The sequence below is a fragment of the Pseudolactococcus raffinolactis NBRC 100932 genome (assembly GCF_001591765.1).
GTDB lineage: Bacteria > Bacillota > Bacilli > Lactobacillales > Streptococcaceae > Pseudolactococcus > Pseudolactococcus raffinolactis.
Genome location: NZ_BCVN01000015.1, coordinates 1 through 12597, shown reverse-complemented (window position 1 = coordinate 12597; position 12597 = coordinate 1). Strand labels below are relative to the sequence as shown.

Annotated in this window: 13 protein-coding genes; all 13 read right to left on the bottom strand. The window is 39.6% G+C overall.

The window, feature by feature from the left end; genetic code table 11:
* Nucleotides 1-55: 55 nt before the first annotated feature.
* The 13 genes from LRA01S_RS05910 to LRA01S_RS05845 all read right to left on the bottom strand — a co-directional run bounded on the left by LRA01S_RS05910 (nucleotide 56) and on the right by LRA01S_RS05845 (nucleotide 12462).
* Nucleotides 56-1237, bottom strand: a complete 1182-nt coding sequence (locus tag LRA01S_RS05910; protein ID WP_061774693.1) for an ABC transporter substrate-binding protein — start codon at nucleotides 1235-1237, stop codon at nucleotides 56-58.
* A 201-nt stretch (nucleotides 1238-1438) separates the two neighbouring features.
* A complete protein-coding gene (locus LRA01S_RS05900) occupies nucleotides 1439-2611 on the bottom strand; it encodes an ABC transporter substrate-binding protein (protein ID WP_061774691.1) in 1173 nt (390 codons plus the stop codon).
* Between the two features lie 68 nt (nucleotides 2612-2679).
* Nucleotides 2680-3864 (bottom strand): ABC transporter substrate-binding protein, encoded by a 1185-nt coding sequence (locus LRA01S_RS05895; protein WP_061774690.1) that lies wholly within the window; start codon nucleotides 3862-3864, stop codon nucleotides 2680-2682.
* A gap of 185 nt (nucleotides 3865-4049) precedes the next feature.
* Complete coding sequence (dtd, locus tag LRA01S_RS05890; RefSeq protein ID WP_061774689.1) at nucleotides 4050-4505, bottom strand: D-aminoacyl-tRNA deacylase; 456 nt, start codon at nucleotides 4503-4505, stop codon at nucleotides 4050-4052.
* Between the two features lie 255 nt (nucleotides 4506-4760).
* Entirely contained in the window at nucleotides 4761-6971 is a 2211-nt protein-coding gene (locus LRA01S_RS05885) for a RelA/SpoT family protein (protein ID WP_061774688.1), read from the bottom strand.
* 435 nt (nucleotides 6972-7406) lie between these two features.
* Complete coding sequence (locus LRA01S_RS05880) at nucleotides 7407-7679, bottom strand: hypothetical protein (protein WP_061774687.1); 273 nt, start codon at nucleotides 7677-7679, stop codon at nucleotides 7407-7409.
* 319 nt (nucleotides 7680-7998) lie between these two features.
* A complete protein-coding gene (locus LRA01S_RS11070; protein ID WP_061774686.1) occupies nucleotides 7999-8187 on the bottom strand; it encodes a hypothetical protein in 189 nt (62 codons plus the stop codon).
* Nucleotides 8178-8837: an Rgg/GadR/MutR family transcriptional regulator gene (locus LRA01S_RS05870; protein ID WP_061774685.1), complete on the bottom strand. Its 660-nt coding sequence runs from the start codon at nucleotides 8835-8837 to the stop codon at nucleotides 8178-8180. Before LRA01S_RS05870 ends, LRA01S_RS11070 begins: the two co-directional genes overlap by 10 nt.
* 140 nt (nucleotides 8838-8977) lie before the next feature.
* Nucleotides 8978-9724, bottom strand: coding sequence for a 16S rRNA (uracil(1498)-N(3))-methyltransferase (locus LRA01S_RS05865; protein WP_061774684.1), 747 nt, complete (start codon nucleotides 9722-9724; stop codon nucleotides 8978-8980).
* Between the two features lie 6 nt (nucleotides 9725-9730).
* The gene (gene prmA / locus LRA01S_RS05860) at nucleotides 9731-10687 is read right to left on the bottom strand and encodes a 50S ribosomal protein L11 methyltransferase (protein WP_061774683.1); all 957 of its coding nucleotides are present in this window, start codon (nucleotides 10685-10687) and stop codon (nucleotides 9731-9733) included.
* Nucleotides 10688-10780: 93 nt separating this feature from the next.
* Nucleotides 10781-11206: a hypothetical protein gene (locus tag LRA01S_RS05855; RefSeq protein WP_061774682.1), complete on the bottom strand. Its 426-nt coding sequence runs from the start codon at nucleotides 11204-11206 to the stop codon at nucleotides 10781-10783.
* A 17-nt stretch (nucleotides 11207-11223) separates the two neighbouring features.
* A complete protein-coding gene (locus tag LRA01S_RS05850) occupies nucleotides 11224-11694 on the bottom strand; it encodes a DUF3013 family protein (RefSeq protein WP_061774681.1) in 471 nt (156 codons plus the stop codon).
* Nucleotides 11695-11940: 246 nt separating this feature from the next.
* Nucleotides 11941-12462, bottom strand: coding sequence for an HdeD family acid-resistance protein (locus tag LRA01S_RS05845; protein WP_061774680.1), 522 nt, complete (start codon nucleotides 12460-12462; stop codon nucleotides 11941-11943).
* Between the last annotated feature and the right edge of the window lie 135 nt (nucleotides 12463-12597).

Sequence of the window (12597 nt, the reverse complement as noted above, 5' to 3'; positions counted from 1 at the left end):
TTTTGTTTCATCTATTTTATTTTTAAAAATAAGTTAACCTCACTACTTGTTTGCTTTATGGATTGACAATCTCTGCTGAAACTTCTTTTCCTTTTTCAAGTTTAACCAAGTAGGCTGATTTAACCGGGTCGTGATTTTGATTGACCGTGATCTGACCTGTCACACCCTCGAAATTTTTGATTTTAGCAAGGCCATTGGCGACATCTACTGATGTTTTAGCATTTTCAGCGGTTGCTGCAGCCTTGACCATCATCACAGCATCATAAGCGCAGGCAGCATACGCAGACGGAGCCTCACCGTATTTGGCCTTATAGTGTTTGATGAATGCTTCTGTTTTAGCGTTAGCTGGCTTGAGACTTGAAAAACCTGAGACAAAATAGATATCATTAGCCGCATCAGGTCCTGCTAGTTTCGAGAAGGTCGGGTCCGCGAGAACATCACCTCCGATAACTGGTACGTTAATATCCAACTCACGCGCTTGTTTGACCAAAATTCCTGCCTCTTGATAGTAGCCTAGGACAAGCAAGGTACCAAATTTTTCTTTCGATAATTTAGATAGCTGCGCTTGAAAGTCCTTATCTCCCGCCTGGTAGGTCGCCACATCGACAATCTGTCCCTTATAATTATTTTTGAAATTTTGGTAAAGCCCCTTGGCATAATCTGATGAATTATCGTAGTAAACCGCAACGCTATCCGATTTTAATGTATCTGTGACAAAGTCTGAAATGACTTTACCTTGGAATGAATCTGGAAAAATCGCACGAAACACAAATTTTTCGACCTTCTTGCCTTGATGGGTCAACTCATCATTGGTTGAAGTTGGCGCAACAATGGGAACTGCAAATTTATTAGCATTGGGAATCATGGCCTTGGTTTGTGATGACGCGTTCGTTCCGATGACAGCATTAACCTGATCATTTGACATTAAGTTAGCTGCGACAGTCGCAGATTCTGCATTATCAGACTTGTTATCCTTCTTAATCACTTCAACTTTTTTGCCATTAATACCACCATCCGCGTTGATTTCTGCGACAGCCATATCTGCCCCACGTTCGCCAGCTTTCCCGTAAGCGGCAACGGCACCTGTCATTTCAATGTCATAACCCATTTTAAATGTTTTCCCAATTCGGTTACCTGTCGTATTGGTTGATTCACCAGGTGCTGCACTACAAGCAGCTAAGACGAGAATCGCTACTACAGCTGTTAAACCGACGAGAACTTTTGACATTTTTTTCATGATCTTCTCCTATAAACTAAAGGGTGAGGCCTTGTTTCAGGCCCTCGGCAATAATTTTATATATTATTTTATCAATTTTCAGAAAGTTGTCAAGCAATTTTCTGTTCTTATCAAAAAAACGTTTAAATTTAACTTCAAACGTTCGGATTTTGTTGCTATTTCATCTCAAATCTCTGATAAAGAGTAAGATTCTAGCGAAAATTACTTCACAATCTCAGCGGAAGCTTCTTTACCATCTTCTAATTTGACCATGACAGCTGACTTAACAGGATTATGATTTTTATCGATATCTATCGTCCCTGTCACGCCAACCAAGCCTTTGACTTTTGCTAAAGCCTTAGCCAACTCGGCGGAGTTCTTAACTTTGCCATCCTCTGCCGCTTGCTTGATCATGTAAACCGCATCATATGCACAGGCCGCAAAAGCTGAAGGTTCTTCGTTATAAGCTGCTTTATAGGCCTTGATAAATGCTGTTGTTTTATCATTAAAGGGTGCTTTTGTAGAAAAACCAGCAACATAATACACATCCGTTGCAGCACTGCCTGCTAACTCAGTATAGGTTGGGTCAGAGATACCGTCTCCACCAACAATCGGTTGACTCAATCCCATTTCACGCGCCTGTTTGGTGAGTAAACCACCTTCGGCATAATAACCGATCAGGACAATCGCATCAAATGATTTATTTTTGACCTTGGTAAGAGCTGCTTGGAAGTCCTTGTCTCCACCTTGGAAACTAAGGGTATCAACGATTTCACCTTTATAATTGTCTTTAAAAGTTCCTAAAATGCCACGTGCATAATCCGAAGAATTATCATAATAAACGAGGACTTTTTTAGCTTTTAAAGTTTCTTCAGTATAGTTAGCGATGACCTTACCTTGGAATGCATCTGGGAAAATCGTCCGGAAAATATAAGGTTGTACCTTATCATTTTTTACCGTTAGGCTATCATTTGTCCCAGTCGGTGTAATCAATGGGACTTGTGCTTTGGTCACATTTGGTGTTGCAGCAAGTGTCCCGCCAGATGACATGGGACCAATGATTGCAGCTACTTTGTCATTGTTGGTTAGATTTGAGGCGACGGTTGCAACTTCACCGTTATCAGTTTTGTTGTCTTTTACAACTAACTGGATTTTTTTACCATTAATACCACCATCAGCATTGATTTCGTCTGCTGCCAATTGGATAGCATTTTTTTCAGCATTACCAGGCGCAGCATAAGCTCCTGACAATTCCATATTTAACCCGATTTTGAAGGTTTTGCCAATGGCATTTCCTTTTTCCGAGCCACCTTTTGAGGTACCTGGGGCGCTCCCACAGGCAGCCAAGGCTATTATTGACGCTGCCGCAAGGCCTATCAGTGCAATTTTTTTCATTTCTTCTCCAATTTTAACGCATAAATCACAAAGCCTTCAGACTTTGTGATTTAGACACTAATTCTTAATTAGTCTGGTTTAACAAGTGTTGCAGATGCTTCTTTACCATTTTCGAGTTTCACGACAACAGCATCTTTGACAGGGTTATGGTCTTTATCGACAGTGATGTCACCGGTCGCCCCTTTGAAGCCTTTGAGTTTCGCTAGGCCATCTTTAACATCTACTGACGTTTTAGCTTTTGTATCTTCGGCTGCCTGTTTCACCATGTAAACCGCATCATAAGCAAGTGCGTCAAACATTGATGGCTCAGATTTATATTTAGCTTGGTAAGCTGCGATAAATTTCGTTGTTGTTTCATTAGCGAGTGCTTTAGCCGAATACCCTGAGACGTAGTAGACGTTTGTCGCTGCAGCATCACCCGCAAGTGTGATGAAGGTTGGGTCAGCAAAGCCATCACCACCAAGGATTGGTTGTTCAATACCAAGTTCACGCGCTTGTTTCGTAATCAAACCAGTTTCGTTATAATAACCTGGCATCACAATTGCATCATAGTCTTCACTTTTAATCTTAGACAAGGTTGCTTGGAAATCTTTATCCCCAGATTGGAACGAAACTTTGTCGACGATTTTTCCTGTATAAGTTTTCTCAAATGATTTAGCAATACCTTTGGCATAGTCAGATGAGTTATCGTAGTAGAGCACGACTTTTTTAGCTTTAAGCTCATTAGTCGTATAGTTAGCAAGAACTTTACCTTGGTAGCTATCTTGGAAAGTTGAACGGAAGATATAATCATTAACCTTACCGTTGGTAACAGTCAAAGTATCATCTGTTCCCGCAGGTGTTACCAATGGCACTGCACCTTTTGTCACGTTTGGTGTCATTGACTTAACGGCACCAGATGTCATTGATCCAATCACAGCGTTGACTTTATCATTATTAATGAGGTTTGAGACAACTGTTGCAGCTTCAGCATTATCAGACTTATTATCTTTTGAGATAACTGTGATTTGTTTGCCATTGATACCGCCTGCTTTGTTGATTTCATCAACAGCTAAGTTAGCACCATTTTTTCCGGCATTGCCATAAGCTGCAACACCACCAGACAATTCAAGATCATAACCTAATTTAAAAGTTTTACCAATTTCTGTGCCTTTTGACGCTGCTGAATTTCCACCAGGGGCTGCACCACATGCTGCCAACGATAGAGCGGCTAAACTAGCTACTGCGATGATTCCTAAAGTCTTAAATTTCATATTATTTCTCCTCTTATATCGTAAAACATCAAAATATTCTGAAAATTCAGTATGACATAAGTATACAAAATTATCTGATAATTGTCAACAATTTTGCCGAATTCATTTTTAATCGTGAAAAATGATTGAAATCACAGGTGAAGTACACTTGTAACTTTAAAATTCCGAACAAAAAAGACTCTTTTTTACAAGCCGCGACCATCTTTAGTCTCTAATACAAGTGTCACCGGTCCATCATTTTCAAGCAAAATTTGCATATCTGCACCAAAAACACCTACAACTGTTGGAACTTCTTCTGCCATGGCCTGGTTAAATTTATCATATAAAGCTTTAGCATGGTCAGGACTTCCAGCCTTAGTAAAACTTGGTCGATTGCCTTTTTTCGTTTCCGCAAATAAGGTAAACTGTGAAATTGATAAAACCGCGCCATCAGGAATATCTTTAACAGATAGGTTCATCTTATCCTGTTCATCCGAAAAGATCCGCATATTAGCTATTTTTCTGACCGCATAGGCAATATCTTGTTCGGTGTCGTTATCTGCTATCCCAACTAGCAGTAACAAGCCCTGCTGAATTTCTGAGACAAGTTCTTGATCAATGTGACAACTTGCGCGCTTGACGCGCTGAATGACAATTTTCATACTTTCTATTCTATCATGTTTAATGTCTATTCGGACTGAAAAATACAAGTTATTGATCTCTTATCAAATAATGCCAAAATAAAACACCTCGATGCGTCCATCAAGGTGTTTTATGGTAAAAAAGGGAATTTGGTAAGGTTCAAAGGGGGAAAGAATCCTTACCTTCGTAATGAGCTCACTACTACACTATTAATTATATCTTATTTGATAAGCAAATGCTAACAAAAACTTAACTTTTTTTCGATTTTTTTTACTTTAGCCATTTGTGCGTTTAACACTATAAACATCTGGCACCATTTTTATCTTATCTACAACAGTTGTCAACTCTGATAGGTTCTTGATCCCAAGTTGGACATGGATATTGGCCATCTTCAAATCTTTAGTTGGTTGGGCATTGATCGAGATGAGTTTTTTAGTCGTATTCGACAAGACTTGCATGACATCATTGGCGATACCTGTGCGGTTAAAGCCAAAAATATCGATATTGGCCACATAATCTTTGTTGCCGATTTGCTCTTCCCACTCAACAGCAATCAAACGATTCTCATAATCTTCTTGACTCTTCACATTTTGACAGTCGCTACGGTGAATCGAAACGCCACGTCCCTTCGTGATATAACCCACAATATCATCGCCTGGGACTGGATTACAGCACTTGCTCATGCGAATCAGCAGGCTATCAATCCCTGCGACATTGACCCCGCCATCATGACGGATCTTCATGACATCGGCCTTGGTCTTAACCTCACCGTTCATCAGCTCTTCCGCTTCTTTACGGGCTTTTTCACGCTCGATTTCACGGCGCTCATTTTCGGTCAATTTGTTAAAAACGGTCACAACACCCGTTTCACCGAAGCCGATAGAAGCGTAGAGAGACTCCGCATCTCTGAAATTGAGGCGATCACAGAGAGGTTCAAGGTGTTTTCTATCCAGATATTGATTAGCCACAAAACCATGCTCTTGCAGATATTCCTGCAACATATCACGGCCTTTGTTAATTGACAATTCCTTATCTTGATTTTTAAAGAATTGCTTGATTTTATTGCGTGCTTTGTTGGTTTTGACTAGCTTGATCCAGTCACGACTCGGACCAAATGATGTTTTATTGGTCACAATCTCGACCACATCACCTGTTTTTAACACATGCGTGAGTGGGGTCATGCGACCATTGACTTTGGCACCAACTGCTTTATCACCGACTTGGGTATGAATGGCATAGGCAAAATCAATCGGTCCTGACCCTGCTGGTAGTTCTTGAACGGCACCGGCGGGTGTGAAGACGTAGATTTTTTCAGACAAGATATCTTCTTGAACGGCTTTGACAAAATCTTGAGCGTCATTTGACTCATCTTGTAATTCGACAAGTTCATGGATCCAGTTAAGATTTTGCGTAATTTCATTAGCAGAGACCTTGTCCTTACGCCCTGCTTTGTAAGCCCAATGGGCGGCCACACCATACTCGGCGATCTCATGCATTTCCCGTGTCCGAATTTGGAATTCCATCGGACCTTTAGGGCCATAAACTGTGGTGTGTACAGATTGGTAGCCATTGGCCTTGGGATTTGCGATATAATCTTTAAAGCGACCTGGCATGGGTTTCCAGAGGTCGTGGATGTACCCAAGCGTTGTGTAGACATCACTTGTCGTTTCTAAGATGCAACGGACAGCGATCAGATCGTAAAGCTCATCAAAGCGTTTTTTCTTATCGTGCATTTTGCGGTAAATGCTGTAGATATGCTTAGGACGGCCGTAGATTTCCCCGATGACGCCCGCTTTTTCGGTGTAGTCTTTGAGTTTAGACGTCACTTCTTCGACCAAGCGTTCGCGATCCGTACGCTTTTCCTTCATCAAGCCTCTGATGCGATAAAACTCAATTTCATCGAGATATCGGAAAGAGAGATCTTCCAGCTCCCACTTGATCCGAGAAATCCCGAGTCTGTGGGCGAGTGGCGCATAGATCGCCATCGTCTCTCTAGAGATGCGTTTTTGTTTATCAGGGCGCAGATGTTTGAGCGTCCGCATGTTATGCAAGCGGTCGGCTAATTTAACCAAGATCACGCGCATGTCTTTTGACATGGCCATGAGCATCTTGCGGTGTTTTTCTGCTAGTTGTTCCTCATGAGACTTGTACTCAACTTTACCGAGTTTGGTCACACCATCTGTAATAATCCGGACTTCAGGGCCGAATTCCGCTTCTAAATCATCCAGAGTTGTTTCTGTGTCCTCAACAACATCATGCAAAAAACCACAGGCAACAGTCACCGCATCAAGTTTCAGTTTGGCTAAAATACTTGCGACTTGAATGGGATGGATGATATAAGGTTCGCCTGACTGACGATACTGTTCTTTATGCGCATTGGTCGCATAAACTAACGCTTTTTTGACCAGAATAATATCGCGCTCATTCATATAGCGTTCAGTTAAAGCGACAACTTCTGCGCCGGTGAGATTTGGTTCACTTGCCATAGTATTTATTTTTGAGCCAACCTAGACATACCTCTCAGTCGAAACTCAATCCTTTCCTAAAATGATGATAATTAGTACTATTTTAACACTTTTTGGAGATAAGAAAAAGGCTTGCGCCTTAATTAGGTGATTCTTTTGGGAAATGGTTTTGGGTTTCTGGTTTGAATTTTTTCATATTATTAGGCATCCTTTCTCATCACTAATCTTATATGGTGATTCATCACACAAAAACATAGCATCGTGAATAAATCAAGTGCACTAATTAAATCAAGCATCAATTTGCTGCCATAGCTTTGGTGAATAAAGCCTAAAAATAGGTAGAAAAAACTACTGGATAAAGAAGTGATTAACGATAATATCGAGAGAATCGTTGCACGATAATCAGAAGTGATACTTTCTTGAATGGTATTGTACACAAGCCTCCACGTTAGCTTTTTAGTAAGTTGTATAATGATATGTGTAGAGATAGCCTGGGTTTATACCGTAATCTTGACGTTTACTTGTTGTCGAATAACTATAACCATTTCGGAAACTCAAATTTCTCCACGTATAAGTTGTCCTTGAACCACCATAAACATACCAGATTTCATACCGAGTACTTGGAACAGATGCGACTTGAGCAGCTGACGCAACATTTTTCGCACCCAAACCAAACAAAGTTGCAACAATCGCAACCAATAGAGCATTTTTCTTCATTTTTTTAATCATGACATTTCTCCTTTCCAACAAGAATTTAAATGTCATTCTTGTTCAAATTCTTGTAAATCGTTCGAACTAAACTTACAAAGTAATTGTATCAAACTAAATACACCTCTGCGCAAAGTTTCTAACTAGAAACAGTTATTGATAAAAAGTGTTGCTAGTTAGAAACTCTCTGTTTCGCCCCTTATAAATTTGGTAAAATAAATCTATCAAATTAGGAGGTAGACTTATGTTAGATTTTCTTCGTGGACTTTTAAATCCTTGAAATATTTAAAATAAATCAGAGGATGACATGATAGAATTTGCCTTAGGTCAGCCTCTGGTTTTATTCATAATTAATCAAAAAAATTTCAATCATTTTTGCCAACCCTTGAGCCCCAAAATCTTTTAAAGCCTGAATATCTCTGTCAATTTCTGCTAAAAGATTTGGGGCTTTTCCCTGCCTATATTTCGAAACTTTCTTAAAAATATGGACGACAATCCTTTCTTCAGTATCGCTAACTCTTAGCAACAATTCCAGTTTTTTTCAAATATATCAGCATATGCAAACCGTCCATGGAGAATCATATGAACATATAAATTCACAACTGTTTTTTTAACCACTTGAGCATTGTAAGGTAAATCTTTGTAAAAGTTATCTTTCTCTGCAAGTTGCAAACCCAGTTGATAAACTAATTCAGTATTTAAGGCTTCTAGGCACATACCAAAAATATTGACGTCAAATATCGTCCAATCCTCAATATCTGTCAGGTGTTTATCAATAAACTGACACTCCTCGTCTGTCAATAAATCTTGACCTGATAACTCACGAATCGCACATTTAACCAAAACATTGAAAATTTTCTTCTCTTTTGTTCGTGGATTCAGCACAATCATGGTTTTAAGACCATCTATATCATGTATATCAATGTGGTCTTTCAATTTTTCGCCAAACTTGTGTAAATTTCCCGCCTCTAAATTCCCAACAGCTAAGAAAAATTCGCTCATGGTCATATTAAGACCTGCTACGGCATGCATAAAACCATCTAGCAAGAGCATCGAGTTACCATTTTCAAACTTCGATATTTGACTTTTATTCAAACAATCGCTTGTGACATCACTAATACTATAGCCACGTGACTGACGTACTTTTTTATAAAGCGCCCCTAGTTCTCTAAAATTCATAATTACAACTCCCTATTAATCAATCCCCCAAACAATAAACTAATTTTCTTAACTTAAATCATATCATGATGTGTATGCGTTTTCAAATATTTATGAAATTAAAAACACATTTAGAATAGCAGATACTATCCTAAATGTGTTTATTTCATTAATTCCGTATAAAAAGAAATAGCAGACAAGACATACATAGGCGCTGTCTCTGCTCGCATAATCCGTGGCCCAAGGCCGATTTTAACGGCACCAAGTTGCGTGAAGACATCGATTTCTTCTGGTGATAATCCACCTTCTGGACCGAAAATGACAAGCAGGTTTTGACCTGCCTTCAACTGGGATAATCTGTCAACAAAGGCTGCTGTTTCGCCCGATTTGGCTGACTCTTCATAAGCAACCAGAACTTGATCATATTGCTCAAACTGGTCAGTCAAGGCTTTGAGATTGCTCAAAATCTCTGTCTTAGGAATCATCAAGCGTTTAGACTGCTCTGCTGCACCTTTGGCTATTTTTTGCAGACGTTCTTGTTTTTTGGCAGCTTTCTTGGCATCAAGCTTGGTCACTGACCATTGTGCTGGATAGGCCAAGATAGCTTGTGTCCCAAGTTCAGTCGTTTTCTGCGTGATAAACTCTAATTTATCGCTCTTAGGAAGTCCCACAGCAATCGTCACGCCTACGGGTAGCTCTACTGTTCTTGCTAAAGTTTCGAGCAGGATCAAAGTTGCCTGATCACCATTAACCTGAGCCAAGGTGAGGGTTTGATCGGAAAAGACGACCTGAATTTTTTCTTCCGCCTGGGCTCGCATAACGGTGAAAAGGTGGTGGCTATCTGCTTTCTCAAGGCTAAAAGTAGCGCCAACCTCTGGGCAGTTTTGGTTCAAAAAATACTGTTGCATCTGCGCTTACCCTCCAACAACACTCGCGTCGTCATCTGCCTTCTGCAAAATGACACAGTGCCACTCGCCCTGCTGCATCCGCGTCACAAGGGCGAAACCAGCCGCATGACATTTATCCAGAATCATCTGTGATTTGCTATCAATGATCCCGCTCATAATCAGGAATCCGCCGTCATACAGGAGGTTATAGGCATCGTCAATGACGTTCATGAGAATGTCGGCTAGGATATTAGCAACGATGACATGCGCTTTAATCATCACGTTTTGGAGTAAGTCTCCTGGTTTGACGATGATGTTAGTCATATCAGGATTGAGCTGGATATTTTCTTCGGCAACTTTCACCGCCACATCATCTAGATCGAAAGCATGGATGTTTTGAGCCCCTAGGAGATGCGCAGCGATAGACAAAACACCTGAGCCAGTGCCAACATCTACCAGTGTCTCACCACCCCGCAAGGTCTGCTCCAAGGCAAACAAAGAGAGTTTAGTCGTTGGGTGCGTCCCTGTCCCAAAAGCCATGCCTGGATCCAAGCGGATAATTTTTTCATCGGCAGATGCTGGCGCATAATCTGTCCAAGACGGAACAATGGTTAAGCCGTGGGAAATCCTAGTCGGTAAGAAGTACTGTTTCCAACTATCTGACCAGTCATTTTCAGCTAGACTTTGTGTGGTGACAGTAAAGTCCCCAGGATTTAAATCAAATGCAAGAAGACCTGAAATTTGTGCTTTGACACTTTCCGCAATCTCAATAATTGAAAGGTTTTCTGGATAGTAGGCCTTGATGATGACCGTCTCTAGCTGCTCAATCTCAGGTAAAATCTCACCAAATTTGTCCAGATTATCTAGATAATCCTGCGTGTCTTCAATGGCAACGCCTTGTGCACCAGCATCAATTAAAATATTGCTGACAGCATCTTCGGTTTCACGTGAAACCTTGACCGATAATTCATTCCAGTTATTCATTGTTTTTACTCATTTCTTCAAGTCGTTTAAGTGATATTTTTTATTAATTGATTAGTCAGTATTGATTGACACAAAAAAGCGATAACTCGCTCTTTAATTTAAGGCACCAAAACCTTGTGCTACCATATAAGCACCAAATTCTTGACCTGCGGCCTGTGCTTCTAAGATGTACTTATTAATATCGGCATTTGAAAAATTACCATCGTTGATATTAAGCTCACGCAAAGTTTGTCTTGCCTCTGCAACAGTCATCACTTTGGCAGCCTCACTAGACTGCTGAGACCACTGACTTTCTTCAGCTTCTCCATGTAAATGTTCTTGGACTGATTCTGATGTAGACGCTGAAATATCACTATTAGTCGTTGCTGAAGAAGACTGACTTGATTTTGAAACAGTCTTGCTTACCTTACTTTTGGACGTGCTTGACGTTTTTTTAGTATCCGTCTTTTTACCACCACAAGCAGTAATCGTGAGAATCGCTAGCAACAAAATAGCCAATAAACCTATTATTTTTTTCATGGATTATGTCCTCCTAATTAATACCTGGGATAGGCAAAAAACGTTGTTTCTGTTAGGGATGCCAGACCTTTTTCAAAGGCTTCCAAGTTAAATGTCCCTGCAAATTCTGCTTCGTCAGAATTCAAAAAGTCTGTCAGCGCATCTAATTCATTATCCGCTGTTTCTTGTAAGAAAGCCACGAAATAGGTGATAAATTCTTGTGATAAACCTTTTTTAGGCTCATAGGGAAAGCTAGCCAGATAATCCTCAACAGCGATTTTTGATTTTGTAGGATTATAAAAGACAACGGCATCTTCAAATGAAATATTCTCACTTGAAGCTTCAGCATCATCTTCCGTATCTGTAACAGCCACTCCTGGATTTTCAACATCAAGTAGATAAAAAATCTCTACCGCATGATTTTTCTTATCCCAGTTAATTTCATAATCATATGTAAAATCTTTTGCTAAAGCCTTGTCTAAGGCATCTAAAAAACCGTATTTTGACATGTTTCTCCTTTATGATCGGGATGTTTTTATAGTGCTAAACTCCCCAAGTTGCTTTCAATTTTTTAAAAATGTTATCATCTCATTATAACATACATCTTGACGTGGCAATACGTCTGTGTCTACCCAAAACACTATCTACTTAGATAGCAAACAAAATGACCAGATTCCTCTAGCCATTCCTATTTCAGTAAAAAGTCTGTGTCTCATAAGCTCAAAATGGCAATTCGGATGACTGATTATATCGTATTAGAAAGAAGTCACAATAAAATCAATGCCAGAAGATAAGAAGTAGAAACCGACTAGAAGACTCAGCGTTAAAGCAGAGACAATGGGATTAAACAGCATCATGATACCCAAAACGAGCCCTAAAATATTCAGGATGATTTTAAACCAATAATAACCTGTGTTAATTGACTTGAAAATATCCGAAACAATCAGTTCGCCTATTGAGTCAATAATGAACCAAACTGAAAAAATGTAAGGTAAGGCGAGTATACCGACAGTCATATTAAATAAAAGAAATAACCCAATCAGAATATCTAAAATCCCTAATACTAAAACTGAATTTGCTTTATAACCAGTATACTCATGTAAACGACTTCGGAATACAAGTTGAATAATCCCTTCAAAAATCGCAGAAATTGCAAAAACAACAACGATTGCGATTAAACTACTCAAGGGATTAAAAATTGAGACTACCCCTGTAACAAACAACACTAACCCTAAAATAAAATGTACTAAATTAAACCTTTTTTTTGACGTCAACATACAGATACCTCTTTCTTTATTTTTTAGAGAAACGACCTCTATAACTCTAGTGTAATCCTCTATTTAATAAATTGCAAACTTTAACAAATAAAAATAAGGTGTCCCAATTTCTAAACTGAGACACCTTATTATTTA

Excerpts from the sequence above, each read along its gene's own strand:
- LRA01S_RS05870 (WP_061774685.1), bottom strand. The coding sequence starts at position 8,837 with ATGAATTTTAGAGAACTAGGGGCGCTTTATAAAAAAGTACGTCAGTCA.
- LRA01S_RS05855 (WP_061774682.1), bottom strand. The coding sequence starts at position 11,206 with ATGAAAAAAATAATAGGTTTATTGGCTATTTTGTTGCTAGCGATTCTC.
- dtd (WP_061774689.1), bottom strand. The coding sequence starts at position 4,505 with ATGAAAATTGTCATTCAGCGCGTCAAGCGCGCAAGTTGTCACATTGAT.
- LRA01S_RS05865 (WP_061774684.1), bottom strand. The coding sequence starts at position 9,724 with ATGCAACAGTATTTTTTGAACCAAAACTGCCCAGAGGTTGGCGCTACT.
- prmA (WP_061774683.1), bottom strand. The coding sequence starts at position 10,687 with ATGAATAACTGGAATGAATTATCGGTCAAGGTTTCACGTGAAACCGAA.
- LRA01S_RS05900 (WP_061774691.1), bottom strand. The coding sequence starts at position 2,611 with ATGAAAAAAATTGCACTGATAGGCCTTGCGGCAGCGTCAATAATAGCC.
- LRA01S_RS05895 (WP_061774690.1), bottom strand. The coding sequence starts at position 3,864 with ATGAAATTTAAGACTTTAGGAATCATCGCAGTAGCTAGTTTAGCCGCT.
- LRA01S_RS05885 (WP_061774688.1), bottom strand. The coding sequence starts at position 6,971 with ATGGCAAGTGAACCAAATCTCACCGGCGCAGAAGTTGTCGCTTTAACT.
- LRA01S_RS05845 (WP_061774680.1), bottom strand. The coding sequence starts at position 12,462 with ATGTTGACGTCAAAAAAAAGGTTTAATTTAGTACATTTTATTTTAGGG.
- LRA01S_RS05880 (WP_061774687.1), bottom strand. The coding sequence starts at position 7,679 with ATGATTAAAAAAATGAAGAAAAATGCTCTATTGGTTGCGATTGTTGCA.
- LRA01S_RS05850 (WP_061774681.1), bottom strand. The coding sequence starts at position 11,694 with ATGTCAAAATACGGTTTTTTAGATGCCTTAGACAAGGCTTTAGCAAAA.
- LRA01S_RS05910 (WP_061774693.1), bottom strand. The coding sequence starts at position 1,237 with ATGAAAAAAATGTCAAAAGTTCTCGTCGGTTTAACAGCTGTAGTAGCG.